This window comes from Acidovorax sp. FG48 (assembly GCF_057809085.1).
This window is the reverse complement of the sequence record NZ_JBMDJH010000005.1, coordinates 1-16333: the sequence shown is the minus strand read 5'-3', so window position 1 is coordinate 16333 and position 16333 is coordinate 1. Positions and strand designations below refer to the sequence as shown.

Annotated in this window: 12 protein-coding genes; 7 read left to right on the top strand and 5 right to left on the bottom strand. The window is 63.5% G+C overall.

The genetic code is table 11. The features are described 5' to 3' along the window. Positions 1-256: 256 nt before the first annotated feature. Together ACODSU_RS08885 and ACODSU_RS08880 are read left to right on the top strand one after the other, a co-directional pair. The gene (locus tag ACODSU_RS08885) at positions 257-2647 is read left to right on the top strand and encodes a sensor domain-containing diguanylate cyclase (RefSeq protein WP_488841781.1); all 2391 of its coding nucleotides are present in this window, start codon (positions 257-259) and stop codon (positions 2645-2647) included. Positions 2648-2740: 93 nt separating this feature from the next. Next, complete coding sequence (locus ACODSU_RS08880) at positions 2741-3631, top strand: NAD-dependent epimerase/dehydratase family protein (protein ID WP_488841779.1); 891 nt, start codon at positions 2741-2743, stop codon at positions 3629-3631. A 176-nt stretch (positions 3632-3807) separates the two neighbouring features. Here ACODSU_RS08880 and ACODSU_RS08875 read toward each other — a convergent pair whose 3' ends face one another. The 5 genes from ACODSU_RS08875 to polA form a co-directional block, all read right to left on the bottom strand. Continuing rightward, positions 3808-4440, bottom strand: a complete 633-nt coding sequence (locus ACODSU_RS08875) for a glutathione S-transferase family protein (RefSeq protein WP_488841777.1) — start codon at positions 4438-4440, stop codon at positions 3808-3810. A gap of 22 nt (positions 4441-4462) precedes the next feature. Continuing rightward, positions 4463-5362, bottom strand: coding sequence for a glutathione-dependent disulfide-bond oxidoreductase (gene yghU / locus ACODSU_RS08870; protein WP_488841775.1), 900 nt, complete (start codon positions 5360-5362; stop codon positions 4463-4465). Positions 5363-5490: 128 nt separating this feature from the next. After that, complete coding sequence (locus tag ACODSU_RS08865; protein ID WP_488841773.1) at positions 5491-6165, bottom strand: RloB family protein; 675 nt, start codon at positions 6163-6165, stop codon at positions 5491-5493. Next, on the bottom strand, positions 6155-7438 hold the full coding sequence (locus ACODSU_RS08860; RefSeq protein ID WP_488841771.1) for an AAA family ATPase: 1284 nt from the start codon (positions 7436-7438) through the stop codon (positions 6155-6157). The genes ACODSU_RS08865 and ACODSU_RS08860 overlap by 11 nt, the downstream gene beginning before the upstream one ends. A 248-nt stretch (positions 7439-7686) precedes the next feature. Next, positions 7687-10485: a DNA polymerase I gene (polA, locus tag ACODSU_RS08855; protein ID WP_488841769.1), complete on the bottom strand. Its 2799-nt coding sequence runs from the start codon at positions 10483-10485 to the stop codon at positions 7687-7689. A gap of 64 nt (positions 10486-10549) precedes the next feature. On the opposite strand from polA, the gene ACODSU_RS08850 reads away from it, so the two are divergent. The 5 genes from ACODSU_RS08850 (at position 10550) to ACODSU_RS08830 (ending at position 15945) form a co-directional block, all read left to right on the top strand. Next, a complete protein-coding gene (locus ACODSU_RS08850; RefSeq protein WP_488841767.1) occupies positions 10550-10912 on the top strand; it encodes a hypothetical protein in 363 nt (120 codons plus the stop codon). Between the two features lie 105 nt (positions 10913-11017). Continuing rightward, a complete protein-coding gene (locus ACODSU_RS08845) occupies positions 11018-11971 on the top strand; it encodes a homoserine kinase (protein WP_146871291.1) in 954 nt (317 codons plus the stop codon). A gap of 167 nt (positions 11972-12138) precedes the next feature. Beyond that, entirely contained in the window at positions 12139-12993 is an 855-nt protein-coding gene (locus tag ACODSU_RS08840) for a BPSS1780 family membrane protein (protein WP_422849033.1), read from the top strand. After that, on the top strand, positions 12941-13732 hold the full coding sequence (locus ACODSU_RS08835) for a FecR domain-containing protein (protein WP_488841764.1): 792 nt from the start codon (positions 12941-12943) through the stop codon (positions 13730-13732). Before ACODSU_RS08840 ends, ACODSU_RS08835 begins: the two co-directional genes overlap by 53 nt. Before the next feature lie 260 nt (positions 13733-13992). Beyond that, complete coding sequence (locus tag ACODSU_RS08830; protein ID WP_488841762.1) at positions 13993-15945, top strand: PhoX family protein; 1953 nt, start codon at positions 13993-13995, stop codon at positions 15943-15945. The last annotated feature ends 388 nt before the right edge of the window (positions 15946-16333 follow it).

Sequence of the window (16333 nt, the reverse complement as noted above, 5' to 3'; positions counted from 1 at the left end):
GGTTTCTCCAAAAGAGGGGATGGGCAAGGGGTGAAAAGTGCCAGCCCCGGAGTCTATGGGGTTTGCACCGCCTCCGCATTTTCGGATACCGGAAAACGGGGAGCGCTGCTAGACTTTCTGCGAGCACCGTCGTCAGGGCCTGCGTCCACGGACCGCCACCACCCGGACGTCTGCTCGCCCATCCCTTTATTGTTGATTTTTTTCTCACCCCACCCGCCCGACCACTTTCCGCAGACCCTCGCAACGGCCCCAGCGCATGCCCCCTCACCCCACCCCCCTCCCCCTGCGCGGACAGCTGCTGGTCCGGCTGGTGGCCGGGATTTGTGGCGCCGGGGGCCTGGGGCTGCTGACCTGGGCGCTGGCCCGCCAGAGCATGGACCCCGCCATGCGCCTGGCCAGCGTGGGCGCCGGGCTGGGGCTGGTGGCCAGCGCCGTGCTGTGCTGGTGGCTCAGCCTGCGGCTGGTGGCGATGCATGCCACCGCCAGGGCTGCCCAGGACGCCGCGCAGCGGGCCACCAACCAACTCTGCGCCACGCTGGACATCCTGCCCGACGGCCTGGCCATCTACGACGCCGACGACCGCCTGGTGCTGTGCAATCCCCGGTACCGGGAAGTCAGCCCCGGCACCACCATGGCCGTCGAGTACGGCACCCGATTTGAAGATGTGCTGCGCCGGGCGGCCGAGTCCGGCCATATCGTGGCCGCACGGCAAGACACCAACGCCTGGCTGGCCGACCGCATGGCCCGCCACCGCTCGCCCGGCCAGCCCGAGGTGCAGGAGGTCGAGGGCGACCGCTGGATGCTCATCACCGAGCGCCTGCAAGAGGGGGGCGGCATGGTGGTGCTGCGCGCCGACATCACGGACGCAGTGCACAAGGAGCGCGCGCTCAAGCAGGCCCTGCACGACGCCGAACGTGCCGAACGCAGCCTGCGCGAGGCCGTCAATGCCATGCCCGCCGGGCTGGACATCTATGACGAGCAAGACCGGCTGGTGCTGTGCAATGACCAGATGGCGCGCCTGCGTCCGCACCTGCCCGTGGCAGAGTCCCTGGGCAAGACGTATGAGGAACTGCTGCGCGAGGGCCTGCGCTACGGCATCCCCGAGGAGGCCAAGGACCAGGAAGAGCTCTGGCTTGCGCATGAGCTGGCCATCCGGGGCCATCGGCCCGGCCCCGAAGTGCGCCACTATCCCAACGGCACGTGGATGCACATGCACGAATGCCGCACCCCGTCCGGCATGACGGTGTGCGTGCGCCTGGACATCAGCGACCTGATCGAACAGCGCCAGAAGGTCGAAGCCGCCCGCCAGGAAAGCCAGCGCATGCGCCAGCTGCTGGAGCGCGCGGTGGAGGCCCTGCCCGTGGGCATCGAGATCTTCGACGAGCAGGACCGGCTGGTGCTCTACAACCAGCAGCTGTCCCGCATGTATCCGTACATCAACTATGCGGACCACTTGGGCAAGGGGTTTGCGGACATCCTGCGCTATTCGGTCTCGCGCGGCCTGATCCCTTCAGCCAAGGGACGCGAAGAGGCCTGGATCGCAGAGCGCCTGTCGGAGCATGGCAGCAGCACGTCCACCCTGGTGCAGCGCCTGAGCGACGGCCGCTGGATCAACATCTACGAAACCCGCACGCCGGAGAACTATGTAGTGGCCGTGCGACTGGACATCACCAACCTCATCGAGCAACGCCAGGCCCTGGAGGCCGCCCAACAGGCCGCGCAGCAGGCCCGCCAGCTGCTGCAGGACGCCATGGAGTCGCTGCCCGAAGGGTTTGCCCTATTCGATGCGGAGGACAAGCTGGTGGTGTGCAACGCCCAGTACCGGCGCCTGTACCCCATCTCGGCCCCCATGATCGTGCCGGGCAGCACGTTTGAGCAGATCGCGCGCTACGGCGCGGAGCGCGGCCAGTACCCCGACGCCGTTGGCAACGAAGAAGCCTGGCTCGCCCAGCGCATGGCAGACCACCGTGCGGCCAACCACGCCGTGCTGCAGCGCCTGCCCGAGGGCCGCTGGCTGCAGGCCGACGAGCGGCGCACCCCGCAGGGCGGCATCGCCGGTGTGCGCACCGACGTCACGCAACTGGTGCGCAAGGAACAGGAGCTGGCCGCCGCCAACGCCAAGCTGGCCCTGCTGTCCACCACGGACGGCGTGACGGGCATTGGCAACCGCCGGCGCTTTGACGAGCGGCTGGCCACCGAATGGATGCGCTGCGGACGACACCAGCTGCCGCTGGCCGTGATCCTGATCGACATCGACCACTTCAAGCTCTACAACGACCACTACGGCCATCTGGCCGGTGACGAATGCCTGCGCCGCGTGGCGCAGCTGCTGCAGGGCACCATCCGCCGGGCCGACGAGGTGGCCGCGCGCTACGGCGGCGAGGAGTTCGTGCTGCTGCTGCCCGATGTGCCCCTGCCCGAGGCCGTGACGGTGGCAGAGCGCTGCATGGCAAGCCTGCGCGAGGCGGCGCTGGCCCACCCCCGTTCCCCCACGGCGCCACACATCACGGCGAGCATGGGCATTGCCAGCCTGGTGCCACGCCCCGGCACCAGTTCTGACACACTCGTGCACGCGGCCGACGCAGCCCTGTACCGCGCCAAGTACGGGGGGCGCAACCGCTTCGAGGTCTTCACGCCTCCGCAGTGACCGTGTTGCCTACGGGGGTAGCGACGGACTGAGCGGGTCCGCGCCGGGCCTTCGGTTTTTTGCACGCTTCACCTTCTTCGCAGGACAACGCTGATGAACATTTTGCTCACCGGCTCCACGGGTTTTGTGGGCCACACCGTGGCTGCCGCACTCACCCGGGCAGGACACCAGGTGCACGGCGGCGTATCGCCCCGCCACCGGTCACCCGGCGCCTTGCAGGTGCCCATGGACTTTGCGCGGGACATCTCGGCCCAGGCCTGGCTGCCGCGCCTTGCGGGTATCGATGCCGTGGTCAATGCCGTGGGAGTACTGCGCGACAGCCGTGCGCGCCCGATTGATGCCGTGCACCAGCACACGCCCGTCGCGCTGTTTGACGCCTGCGCCCAGGCGGGCGTAAGGCGGGTTGTGCACATCTCGGCACTGGGCATTGAAGGCAGCGCCACCCGCTACGCCACCACCAAACGCGCAGCAGACACGCACCTGCTGGCGCTGGCCCAACAAGGTGCATTGCACCCCGCCATCCTGCGCCCCAGTGTGGTGTTTGGCAAAGGCGGTGACAGCAGCGCGCTATTCATGAACCTGGCGCGCCTGCCGGTGGCACTGTTCCCCGGCCCCATGCTCACGGCGCGGGTGCAGCCCGTGTCGGTGCACGACCTGGCCGCCGCCATCGTTGCCCTGCTGGGCCCTGCCATCGCCACGCAGGGCATCGTCGAATGCGCTGGCCCCGAGGCCCTGACCATGGGTGACTTCATTGCCAGCCTGCGCCAGCAACTGGGCCATGGCAAGGCGCATGTGCTGCGCCTGCCCGACCCGCTCACCCAGCTGAGTGCCCGCCTGGGCGACGCCGTGCCCAGCGTGCCCTGGTGCACCGAAACCCTGACCATGCTGGGCAGCGACAACGTGGGCAACCCTGCGGTGTTCGAGCAGCTGCTGGGCCGCAAGGCGGTGCACTACAGCCAGTTGGTGGCGACTGCCTGGCGGTGAGGTGACGAGCGCAACGCGCGAAGCACGGTCCAACTTTCTTGTTCAGAAATTTGAAGGGAAAACGGACTCCAGCGCTTATCCAGAAAGCGCTAACAGCTATCTATTCAATAGCATACCAAGCGCAATAACGAGCGCCAGCTGCAAGGCATGGCGTATCCCGCCATGCGCCGACGCCGCTACAGCGACATCGATGGCCGCTGCGCCATGGCTGCACGCCAGCGCAGCAAGTGCGGGTGCTGCTCGCCCGGTTTGTGCTTGACCACTCGCGCAAAGTCCACGGCCACCACCGCCGTGATGTCGGCCACGCTGAAGCGGTCGGTGGCAATGAAGTCGCGGCCCGCCAGGCGCTCGTTGAGCAGCTGAAAGAACTGCTCCACACGCACCAGCCCACGCTCGGCCAGGGCCGGGATTTGCGGGTAGTCCACCGCGCCGGGCAAGGCCCGGTTGGCCATGGCGGGCGCACTGTTGCGCAGCGCCTCGGCAATGGCCTGCAGGCCCTCGAACTCCATGCGCCAGTTCCAGCTCGCAATCTCGGCCTTTTCTGCGGGCGTCTCGCCCAGCAGTGCAGGCTGCGGGTAGCGCGCCTCCACATACGCCGTGATCGCCGCGTTGTCGGTCAGCAGCAAGCCGTCTTCCGCGCGCAGCGCAGGCACCGTGCACTGTGGGTTGATCTGGCGGTAGGCATCGCCCAGTTGCTCGCCATTGCGCAGGTCCACTTGCACGGTGTCGTGACTCACGCCCTTTTCAGCCAGCAGGATGCGCGCACGGCGCGGGCTGGGGGCGGTGGAGCAGTCGTATAGGGTGATCATGGAGACGCCTTGCAAAAAGCATTCAGCGTGCGGGTGAAGAAGCTGCTGCTACCGCAGCCTCGATCTTGTCCTGCGTCTTGGTGTCAAAGTCGCTCGCATCATGCCGCTCGCGCAACTGGCTGGCCGGGTCGCCCTGCACGCGGTTCACCTTGCGTCCGCGCTGCACCGCCGGTCGCTTGGCCACCTGCTCGGCCCAGCGCACCACATGCGTGTATTCGTGCACCTGCAAAAACTCGCCGGCGTTGTAGGCCTGCCCTTTCACCAGCAAGCCATACCAGGGCCAGATCGCAATGTCTGCCACCGTGTACTCATCGCCCGCCACGTACTCGGTCACGGCCAGGCGCTGGTTCAGCACATCCAACTGGCGCTTGGCCTCCATGGCATAGCGGTCAATCGCGTACTCGATCTTGACCGGCGCGTAGGCATAAAAATGCCCAAACCCGCCACCCACAAACGGCGCACTGCCCATCTGCCAGAACAGCCAAGACAGGCACTCGGCCCGCGCCGCGCCATCCTTGGGCAAAAAGGCGCTGCCAAACTTCTCGGCCAAGTACATCAGGATGGCGCCGGACTCGAACACGCGCACGGGGTTGGCCGGGTCGGTGCGGTCCAGCAGCGCGGGGATCTTGGAGTTGGGGTTCACAGACACGAAGCCGCTGCCAAACTGCTCCCCCTCGTTGATGCGAATCAGCCACGCGTCGTACTCCGCCCCGCTGTGGCCCAGCGCCAGCAGCTCTTCCAGCATCACGGTCACCTTCACGCCATTGGGCGTGCCCAGCGAGTAGAGCTGCAAGGGGTGCTTGCCCACAGGCAGTTCCTTGTCGTGCGTGGCCCCAGCAACGGGCCGATTGATGCTGGCGAAATGGCCACCGTTTTCTTTGTTCCATTGCCAGATGGCGGGGGGGGTGTAGGGGGTGGTCATGAGGGCATCCAGACAAGAGGGGGAAATTTGGCGTTGATCCGAATGGCTTTGAAAAATTCGCCACAAACTAATTCAGCATGGCGGCTTGCAAATCTCGCACTTAAAGTCAAATTGATACGGAAAAGCAACTACGGAGCTATAGCTTGAATGTCTTTTACCAATCTATCAACATCCGTTGCTGGATTAACACTACCCGTCGCCATACCCTGTTCGCGCAAACGCTCCGCATTTGCAAGTGCATCAGTCAATTTCCCTTTCAACTGTGCATAAATACCGCTTTGACCTTTTCCATACTTGGAAAACCCATGCATCGACTTCAAGACTGTAACAACTTGGTCACCAACTGATTTTTTACCACTAGGATAAAAAGGTTGATCAGAATATTGAAAATGGAGAAGCAACCAAACTTCAAAACAAGGCGTAGATGTAATTGCCAAAAGTGGCTTCCCCGCAAAAGACAAATCCTTTGTTCGCTGCACGGCAGCATCAAAGGTGGTATGTCGATCTCGATCAAATACGCAATAAACTTGGTCAAAAGAGTCGCCTGCTACTGCATCCTCTTCATACAGCATCAGTGCATGCGCCACAACGCGATCAGGAGAAACCCCTTCGTTGCGAGCAATTCGGACGACCTGAGGGCGAATGCGCAAATCGTCCAACAACTCTTGCAGATAATTAGGCTCCGTCTTCGTGCCTTCACAGACAATCAAGTATCTTTTATTTCTTGCGCGCTCGATTTTTTTGCGCTGCAGTTCCGCGACAGCACGTGCCTTTCGCTTATGGAAGAGATCCTCAGACCCCATAGAAATCTAAGTCCTTTAAAAATGGAATGCCACCATAGCGGCCGTTTAGATAACCACGCTCAATAGCTTCGTTATCACGCGGGCTAAAGTCAGACAGTGGATACAAGCGGGTGGCGCTTTTCTCATCTTTTTCCATAAACCATACTTGGTCACGGCGCAGCAGTTTTTGACTGAGTAGGGTCGTGTCGTGAGTTGTAAAAATAAGTTGCGCCTTGGTGCCTTCGTGGTGAAGCCGCTTTACCAAATGATGGACAAGCAAAGGATGCAAACTCGTATCAAGTTCATCGACTACCAAAACCCGCTCGTTTTCAAGAACATCCAGCCAAGGACCAGCAAACGCGAAGAGCGCACGAGTACCGTCAGACTCTTCTGACTCGTCAAATTCCACAGTCTCTTGCGTATTCACATCTTTGTGAAAAAATCGTGGCTCAACAATCTTTTTACCAGCCATATCTTTGAGGAATTCATCCCGAATAGTCTTCGGCATTTCCTTGGGAAGAAATTCAGCGGAAAAAGAAGACTCCTTTACACGAATGTCTGAAATTGACAAATCAGCTGAGTTCATAAACGCAACAATGCGTGATCGATCAAACTCATCAGAACAGCGCCGGAGGGTGTAGCCGGCACTAAATCCGCTAATGGAATCAAATACCCGCAAGCGCAACTTGAACCAGTCAAAGGCCGGCTTAAGTTGCTCGTTGTTAAGTTGGATCGCTGTCGAAAAGAAGAGTGCATTAGGACGTGTCTGTGCAGCCCAAGTTTGCCTTTGTCGCCCGCCTAAAAATGAAGTGCTGAACTTGTACACATCCTTATCGGCATCAGCATCAAAAACACGATGAAACCATTTTTGCGCGCGCCCCAGTGGATATGCGATGAGCCACTCTTCCGTAAAACGCTTGCGATTGCAGGTGAAGCCGTATTCGTAGCGTACGCCCCCCTCGACAAAGGTGATTTCGAACTCGCTATCGGCAGCACGAGACTCTGCTGTCAATTTGAACGGTACTACATCAATCTCGTCGCCAGCTTGGCTTTCCTTCTGCGAGTTAAGCACCTGGCCCTCTACAAATTGAAGTGCCTGAATTAACGTACTTTTTCCAGAAGCATTTGGTCCGTACAACACTGAGGAACGCAGCAAGCGAGGCACTGCGTCATCCTGTTCTGGAGTGAACGTGTTGAGTGCTTCAAGCTCTTTGAAATAAGTTGACGCGACCATGTTGAGCGTCTGTCGCTCAAGGATAGATCGGTAGTTAGAGACCGAGAATTCGACTAGCATGGCGCGATCCTACACCGCCCCAGACTTTTGCACAAAAAACGCAAAAAAAGCCATCTATTTCGACTTTCAGCGTCGTTCGCATCCATCTGCTGCAGGTCAGATTGCCAAGCACCCTAATACGACCCGAATCCCCTTGGCAATGACCAGTACCACTGCTCGAATTTGACAGCAGCAAGCGCCAACCAGACAAGCACGAGAGGCTAAAAGCTCCAAAACGCCCGGTCCACCACTACTACAGCTTCGCAACCTCAATGCGCCTTATCCCAATTAGCCCCCACCCCTACCTCGGCCAGTAACGGCACCTTCAACGCCGCCACTTCCGCCATCAGGCGCGGGATGTGGGTCTTGAGCCAGTCCACCTCGCTCTCGGGCAGTTCGAACACCAGTTCATCGTGCACCTGCATGATCATTTGGATGTTCGGCTTGTGGGCGTCCAGCTCTTTCTGCACGGCCACCATGGCCAGCTTGATCAAGTCAGCCGCCGTGCCCTGCATGGGGGCATTGATGGCGGCGCGCTCAGCTCCGGCGCGGCGGGGGCCGTTGGGGGAGTTGATTTCGGGCAGGTACAGGCGGCGGCCAAACACGGTTTCGACGTAGCCCATGGATTTGGCGGCGGCCTTGGTGTCGTCCATGTACTGCTTCACGCCGGGGTAGCGCTGGAAGTACTTGTCGATGTACGCGGCAGCGGCTTTGGTTTCGATGCCGAGGTTCTTGGCCAGGCCAAAGCTGCTCATGCCGTAGATGAGGCCGAAGTTGATGACCTTGGCGTAGCGGCGTTGCTCGCTGGTGACTTGATCGACTTCCACCCCAAACACCTCGGCAGCGGTGGCGCGATGCACGTCCAGCCCGGCGTGGAAGGCGTGCAGCAGCGAGTGGTCGCCGCTCAGGTGGGCCATGATGCGCAGCTCGATCTGGGAGTAGTCGGCGCTCGCAATCACGCGGCCTGCGGGCGCCACAAAGGCCTCGCGCACGCGGCGGCCTTCGGGGGTGCGGATGGGGATGTTCTGCAGGTTGGGGTCGTTGCTGGACAAGCGGCCGGTGACGGCCACTGCCTGCGCGTAGTGCGTGTGAACGCGGCCGGTGCGTGGCAGGGCCAGTTGGGCCAGCTTGTCGGTGTAGGTGCCTTTGAGCTTGACCAGGCTGCGGTGCTCCAGCAGCTTGGCGGGCAGGGGGTAGTCCTCGGCCAGCTTTTCCAGCACTTCTTCGTCGGTGCTGCGGGCGCCAGTGGCGGTCTTCTTCACAACCGGCATGCCCAGCTTGTCGAAGAAGATTTCGCCCAGTTGTTTGGGGCTACTCAGGTTGAAGGGCTGGCCTGCGATCTCGTACGCCTCGGTTTCGAGCTGCAGGATGCGCTGGCCCAGTTCATGGCTTTGTGCGGCCAGCGTGGGGGCGTCAATCAGCACGCCGTTGCGTTCAATGCGGTACAGGGCCTCGCTGCTCGCGATCTCCAGCTCGTAGATGAAGCGCAGTTTGTCGTCCGCCTGCAGCAGGGGCCACAGGGCGTTGTGCACGTCCAAGGTCTGGTCGGAGTCTTCGCACGAGTAGGCGGCGGCTTTGTCCACCGGCACTTGCGCAAACGGGATCTGGTGCGCGCCTTTGCCGCACAGGTCTTCGTAGGTGATGCCTTTGCGGCCGGTGTGGCGTTCGGCCAGGCTAGTCAGGTTGTGGGGCTTGTGCACTTCCAGCACGTAGCTTTGCAGCATGGTGTCGTGCGCGTAGCCTTGCACTTCGATGCCATGGTTGGCGAACACATGGCGGTCGTATTTGATGTGCTGGCCCAGCTTGGGGTGCTTGGGGTCTTGCAGCCAGGGCTTGAGGCGGGCGAGCACTTCATCCAGGGGCAGTTGCGCGGGAGCATCGGGCCCTTCGTGCCGCAGGGGGATGTAGGCGGCTTCGCCGGGCTGCACGCTGAAAGAGATGCCGACGATTTGCGCGCGCATTTCGTCGAGAGAGTCTGTTTCGGTGTCGATGGCCGCGAGTGGGGCTTTGTGCAGGCGCTCCAGCCACTGGTCAAAGTCTGCCCAATTGAGGATGGTGTCGTACACCACAGTGCGGTGCTGGGCTTCTTCGGCCACGGTGCTGGCGGAGTGGTCCGCGAACAGGTCGCCGCTTTGGCCGGGCATGGCGACGGTGGGGGCTGCTGTGGCCGGGGCTGCAGCGCCCTTGATGGCGGCGGCCAGGCCCTTGAAGCCGTACTTTTCGTAAAACGGCAGCAGGCCCTCGTTGTCGGGCGCGTCCAGCGTGATGTCGTCAAACGCGGGCAGGCCGGGAATGTAGTCGGCCAGCGCGCAGTCGGTCTTCATGGTGACGAGCTGGCGGCTCAAGGCCAGCTGGCCGCTGGCAATGGCCTCGCGCAGGTTGTTGCCCGCCACGCCTTTGATGGCGTCGGCGTTGGCAATCAGGTTGTCGAGCGAGCCATATTCTTCCAGCCACTTGGCGGCGGTCTTGGGGCCCACCTTGGTCACGCCAGGCACGTTGTCCACGGTGTCGCCCACCAGGGCCTGGTAGTCCACCATCAGCGCGGGCGGCACGCCAAACTCGGCCGTCACGCCCGCCACGTCGCGGCGCTTGCCGCTCATGGTGTCGATGATGGTGATGTGCTCGTTGACCAACTGGCTCAAGTCTTTGTCGCCGCTGGACACGATGACCTCGATGCCCTGCGCTGCGGCCGTGTGGGCCAGGGTGGCGATCACGTCGTCGGCCTCCACGCCGGGCACGGCCACCACCTTCCAGCCCAGCAGGTCCACTACCTGGTGGATGGGCTCGATCTGGCTGCGCAGGTCGTCGGGCATGGGCGAGCGCGTGGCCTTGTATTCGGTGTAAAGCGCATCGCGGAAGGTGGGGCCGCTGGCGTCAAACACGCACACGGCGTAATCGGCCGTCACCTCTTTGCGCAGGGCCTGCATCATGTTGATCATGCCGCGAATGGCACCGGTGGCAGGGCTGGTGGGGTCGCCCGGCACAGCCCGCAAGTCGGGCATGGCGTGGAAGGCGCGGTAGAGGTAGCTGGAGCCGTCCACCAGCACCAGGGTCTTTTTGTTGCTCATCCGGCAATTGTGCACGTCCACGCCCTATGGCAACGCCTGCCGGGCGGCGCTCTACAATCGCCCGATGCGCGCTGTTCACCTTCTTCTGCTGCTGGGCATGGCCTGCGGCAATGCCCTGGCCCAAACCCCGTCTCCATCGCCCGCACCCACCGCTGCGGGCGCCCAGCGCGAGGCGCTGCCCGCCCCTGAGCCCCTGTCCGGCCGCAGCAACCAGCGCACGGAGCGCATCCAGATCGAAGACGCAGGCAGCCGTGTGGATGAACTGCGCGTGGGCGGGCAAACCCAGAACATCTCGGTACAGCCCAAGACCGGCAACTTGCCCGCCTACGAAGTGCAGTCGCCCGACGGCGCGCGCAGCCGCGCTGGCGGCAACAATGGCGCCGAGACCACCACGGCGCCCCGCGTCTGGAACGTGTTCAAGTTCTGATGGGCTGCAGGGTGGCGCGCGCACTGCGCTGCCGCCAGTTAAGCCTCCGCTTGCCCCCGTTGTCCCGCCCCTTCCCTTTCTTTTTTTTCTTCGACCCCCTGAGCGATGGCCGTTTTTACCGAAGTCTCCAATCCCGAGGCGCGCGAGTTGCTGCGCCGTTTGCAACTGGGCGAGCTGGTGGAGCTGCGCGGCATTGAGGGCGGTATCGAGAACACCAACTACTTTCTGACCAGCGACCAGGGCGAGTTCGTGCTGACGCTGTTCGAGCGCCTCACGGCCGAGCAGTTGCCGTTCTACCTGTACCTGATGAAGCACCTGGCGCACGGCGGCGTGCCCGTGCCCGACCCGCGTGCCGACAAGAATGGCGACATCCTGCACACCGTGTGCGGCAAGCCCGCCGCCGTGGTCAACAAGCTGCGCGGCAAGAGCCAGCTGGCCCCACAGGGCGTGCACTGCGCAGCCGTGGGCACCATGCTGGCCCGCATGCACCTGGCGGGCCGCGACTTTGACCGCCACCAGCCCAACCTGCGTGGGCTGCCCTGGTGGAACGAGACGGTGCCGGTAGTGCTGCCTCACATTGACGCTGCGCAGGCTGCCTTGCTGCGGTCCGAGCTGGCCTACCAGAACCATGTGGCGGCCAGCTCCGCCTATGCTGCCCTGCCACGCGGTCCCGTGCATGCCGACCTGTTCCGCGACAACGTGATGTTTGAAGGGGAAGAGCTGACGGGCTTCTTCGACTTCTACTTTGCAGGGGTGGACACCTGGCTGTTTGACCTGGCCGTGTGCCTGAACGACTGGTGCATCGACCTGCCCACCGGCACTCATGACGCCGAACGCGCCACGCGCATGCTCGACGCGTACCAGGCCGTGCGCCCGCTGACGGCGGCCGAGCGCGAACTGCTGCCTGCCATGCTGCGCGCCGGGGCGCTGAGGTTCTGGATCTCGCGCCTGTGGGACTTCTACCTGCCGCGCGAGGCCTCCATGCTCAAGCCCCACGACCCCACGCACTTCGAGCGCGTGCTGCGCGGGCGCCTGGCACTGCCCGTGCACGCGGGCTGATCCCACCACAGGCGAGCAGCCTCTAACCCCTGGCCCAGCCACCGGTTTGGGGCGGTGGGGTAAATTCGGCCTTATTCGCCCACCCGACATCCGATGCCGCTCGACGCCCCCTGTTGGCGCCAGGGCACAGCTGGCGGTGCGAGCCTCCCCTCCTTTCCAACGTATTCATGAAACTCCACATCGTTCCCGCACGCACCGGCATGGCCTGGGTCAAGCTCGGCGTTCGGGCGTTCTGGCGGCAGCCCATGGCGCTGGCTGCGCTGTTCTTCATGACCATGGCGGCGATGTCGCTGGCCACGATGATTCCGCTGGTGGGCCCGGCCATTGCCCTCGCACTGCTGCCGTCGGCCACGCTGGCCATGATGGTGGCGGCGGCGCAGGCATCGCAAGGGCGGTTTCCGATGCCCACGGTGCTGCTGGTGGCGTTTCGCACCGGGCGCGAGCGGCTGCGCGACATGCTCACGCTGGGTGTGCTGTATGCGGTGGCTTTCCTCGGCATCATGGGGCTGTCGGCCCTGCTGGATGGTGGCCAGTTTGCGCAGGTGTACCTGGGCGGCGCGCCCATGACCCGGGAGATTGCCGAGAACCCGGACTTCCAGCGCGCCATGTGGCTGTCGATGCTGTTGTACCTGCCGCTGTCGCTGCTGTTCTGGCATGCACCGGGCCTCGTGCACTGGCATGGCGTGCCGCCGGTCAAGGCGCTGTTCTTCTCCATCGTGGCCTGCGTGCGCAACTTTGGCGCGTTCCTCGTCTATGGGCTGGGCTGGCTGGGGGTGTTTTTGCTGGGCGGGCTGGTGGTCAGCATCGTGTCGGCCCTGCTGGCTGTGGCGGGGCTTGCGGGATCGATGGCCGGTGGCATCATGGTGGGCGCTGCCATGATGTTGGCGGCCATGTTCTTCACCTCGGTGGTCTTCACCTTCCGCGACTGCTTCGAGCCCCCCTACACCCCGCAGCAAGAAGAGGCGCCCCATGACAACCCGCCCCCCAGCCCCCCTGACGCACCACCTGCAGGGCCGCTCTGACGACGAGCTGATCTGGTTCCAGCGCCGCAGCGTGGTGCAGGCCGCGGCGCTGTGGGTAGCGGGCGGGGGCTGGGCTGCCGCCCATGCGCAGGCGCGCAGCAATATCGTGGAAGTGCGCGGCGATGTGCTGCGCAATGGCGAGCCCCTGACGGCGCAGCACACCATCACCGCCAACGACCGCATTGAGACCGGGCCGGGCGCCAGCCTGGTGTTCTCAGTGGGCGACAGCGCCTTCATGGTGCGGCAGAACTCGCGCATGGCGATGGAGAGCGACACACCCACCGCCGTCAAGCTGCTGCGCCTGCTCAGCGGTGCAGTGGCGACGGTATGGGGGCGCGGCCCAGACCGGCAGATTGCGCTGCCCACGGCCACCGCAGGCATCCGCGGCACCGGCGTGTACGCCGAGGTGTTTGCCGACCAGGACCAGCGCGGCTACCTTTGCAACTGTTATGGCACGGTGGAGCTGACGGCAGGCGGCGAGCGCCTGGTGAGCCAGTCCAGCTACCACCAGTCGTTCTGGGCCGAGCCCGCACCCCGCAATGGCCGGCTGCTGACTCCGGCCGGTGCCATCAATCACACGGACGAAGAGATGGAGTTCTTGGCGGGGCTGGTCAACCAGCGCACCGCGTGGCAGGTGTCAGGCCGCAAGGGCGTCAAGGATGGCAGCGGTGGCGCGGCCGCACCGGCCAACAACTACGGAACTGGCAACTCCTACGGCCCGCCCGGCTCCCGGGACTGAACGCTGCTCAGCGGTACCCTGCCGCGCTGAGCCGCAGCGCTCGCCGCGATGGCTGCGCGGCGCGCCTTGAGGTGCCGTTACGCAGTGCGCCAGGCACTGCGTCAAACCGTCACACAAACGTCAAACCACTGTCACGGGGCGTTCCTAGGATCGCGGGCTGGACTCCATGCCACCCGCCCCACACGCCTTTCCAACAAGGTTCCCGGTCGGATCAGGGCGTGGCATGCCCGTTCGCATACCCACTTGGAAACACCCCGAAAATGACCCAACCGACGATGCCCACCCGCCGCAAGGCCCTGCAACTGCTGGCCGGCGTTCCCATGCTGCCGCTCAGCGCCAGCGCCTCGGCCGCCCTGCTGACCGCCTGCGGTGGCAGCGACTCCGCCGCGCCCAGCTTTGTGTCGGCCAGCTTCACGTCGATGGCAGCCCCCACCCTGGCCAACGCCGCTGCCATGGCCACCACCACCGTGGGCTCCACGCTCAACATCAAGCTCAGCGACGACTCGGTGCGCTCGTACCAGCTGGCTTACCAGCCGTTCTTCGTGACGGGCGACATGGTGTCCGACGGCAAGGGCGGCACCATCCTGTCGGGTGGCTACTACGACATCAACAACAAGCCCATCATCGACGCCACGGTGGCTGGCAAGGAGCGCCAATACTTCTCGGACTCGCCCGACGGCACCTCGCTGCTGACCGTGGCCAACCCCACCGTGACCGGCCTCAAGGGCAAGGCCGTGTTTGCCGTGGTGCAGTTTGAATACACCACCTGGGCGCAAGACGGCAAAACCGACATGTACGGCAAGCTGCCCTCGCCCATCGCCGTGCTGACGCTGGACCAGGACCAGACCACCGGCAAGTTGAGCCTGGTGAAGTACCACAACGTGGACACCTCCAAGGTGCACGGCCTGTGGATCACCTGCGGCGCCAGCCTGTCGCCCTGGGGCACCCACCTGTCGAGCGAAGAATACGAGCCCGATGCGTTCAGCATTGCCAGCAACGCCATGTTCAAGGCCTACAGCAAGAACCTGTATGGCGACGAAACCAAGGCCAACCCCTACCACTACGGCCACATGCCCGAAGTGACGGTGAACCCCGACGGCACCGCCAGCATCAAGAAGCATTTCTGCATGGGCCGCATCTCGCACGAGCTGGTGCAGGTGATGCCTGACAACCGCACGGCGCTGATGGGCGACGACGCCACCAACAGCGGCTACTTCGTGTTCGTGGCCGACAAGGAAAAAGACCTGTCGTCCGGCACGCTGTACGTGGCCAAGGTGGGCAGCGGCTTCTCCATCGACCCCAAGGTGGGCACGGCGGCTCCCCTCACCTGGATCAAGATGGGCTCGGCCACCAGCGCCGAGATCGAGAACCTGGCCAACACGCTCAAGCCCACGGACATCATGACCGTGAAGACCACCGACCCGGCCGACGCCAGCTACACCAAGATCGTGGCCAACGGCAAGACCGAGTGGATCAAGCTGAACCCCGGCATGGAAAAGGCCGCCGCCTTCCTGGAAACCCACCGCTACGCCGCCTACCTGGGCGCCAGCCTGGGCTTCACCAAGATGGAAGGCACCACGGTCAACGCCAAGGACAAGATTGCCTACTCCGCGCTGCAGAACATCCAGTCGTCCATGGTGGCAGGCAACGCCGCCAACGTGCCGGGCAACGGCATCTCGGTACCCAAGCAACTGGTGGCCGGTGGCGTTTTCGCCCTGAACCTGCGTGGCGGTCAGAAAGACACCGCTGGCGGCAACATCAACAGCGAATGGATGCCCGTGGACACCAAGGTGCTGCTGGCCGGTGAGGACATCACCGCCGACGCCCTGGGCAACACCGCCAACCCCAACAACATCGCCAACCCGGACAACCTCAAGTTCTCGGAAAAGATGCGCACCCTGTTCATCGGCGAAGACAGCAGCCAGCACGTCAACAACTTCCTGTGGGCCTACAACGTGGACACCAAGCAGCTGTCGCGCGTGATGTCGATCCCCTCGGGCGGCGAGTCCACCGGCCTGCACGCCGTGGACGAGATCAACGGCTGGACGTACATCATGAGCAACTTCCAGCACGCCGGTGACTGGGGCGCCATCCACAGCGTGGTCAAGGACACGCTGGACCCGATGATCAAGGCCAACTACAAGAACAAGAACGGCGCGGCCGTGGGCTACCTGACGGCAGCGGCCAAGCAACCCAGCCTGAACCAGGCCTGAACTCCGCCTGAAACCCGCCTGAGCTAGGGGCCAACAGGGCTGCACCCGGTGCGGCCCGCTTCAAAAACCAACGGGGCCCGAGGGCCCCGTTGGTTTTGCTGCTGGTGCCACTGTCTGCAAGCCTCTACACGCCCCTGCACCATCGGTGGCCGAAGCTACAGCGCAGCGCCCACCCAGCCTTTGGCGCGCCTGCGCAATGCAGCGCCGTGCCGCATCCAGATCGGCCAGGGTAGTTGCCTACGCCACACAGACCCTGTGCTGTTGACAACGCCCATTTACTATCAAATGTGTAGCTACTAGCGCTTTAATCACTAGCGCTTGCGGCCATTTTCACGGCGGTTTAAACAACGAAGTGCACGTTGCCAAAAGGTAGGCCCAGACAAGTAAG

Bases quoted from the DNA above. Each gene is read 5' to 3' on its own strand.
- ACODSU_RS08885 (WP_488841781.1), top strand. From the start codon at position 257: ATGCCCCCTCACCCCACCCCCCTCCCCCTGCGCGGACAGCTGCTGGTC.
- ACODSU_RS08880 (WP_488841779.1), top strand. From the start codon at position 2,741: ATGAACATTTTGCTCACCGGCTCCACGGGTTTTGTGGGCCACACCGTG.
- ACODSU_RS08875 (WP_488841777.1), bottom strand. From the start codon at position 4,440: ATGATCACCCTATACGACTGCTCCACCGCCCCCAGCCCGCGCCGTGCG.
- yghU (WP_488841775.1), bottom strand. From the start codon at position 5,362: ATGACCACCCCCTACACCCCCCCCGCCATCTGGCAATGGAACAAAGAA.
- ACODSU_RS08865 (WP_488841773.1), bottom strand. From the start codon at position 6,165: ATGGGGTCTGAGGATCTCTTCCATAAGCGAAAGGCACGTGCTGTCGCG.
- ACODSU_RS08860 (WP_488841771.1), bottom strand. From the start codon at position 7,438: ATGCTAGTCGAATTCTCGGTCTCTAACTACCGATCTATCCTTGAGCGA.
- polA (WP_488841769.1), bottom strand. From the start codon at position 10,485: ATGAGCAACAAAAAGACCCTGGTGCTGGTGGACGGCTCCAGCTACCTC.
- ACODSU_RS08850 (WP_488841767.1), top strand. From the start codon at position 10,550: ATGCGCGCTGTTCACCTTCTTCTGCTGCTGGGCATGGCCTGCGGCAAT.
- ACODSU_RS08845 (WP_146871291.1), top strand. From the start codon at position 11,018: ATGGCCGTTTTTACCGAAGTCTCCAATCCCGAGGCGCGCGAGTTGCTG.
- ACODSU_RS08840 (WP_422849033.1), top strand. From the start codon at position 12,139: ATGAAACTCCACATCGTTCCCGCACGCACCGGCATGGCCTGGGTCAAG.
- ACODSU_RS08835 (WP_488841764.1), top strand. From the start codon at position 12,941: ATGACAACCCGCCCCCCAGCCCCCCTGACGCACCACCTGCAGGGCCGC.
- ACODSU_RS08830 (WP_488841762.1), top strand. From the start codon at position 13,993: ATGACCCAACCGACGATGCCCACCCGCCGCAAGGCCCTGCAACTGCTG.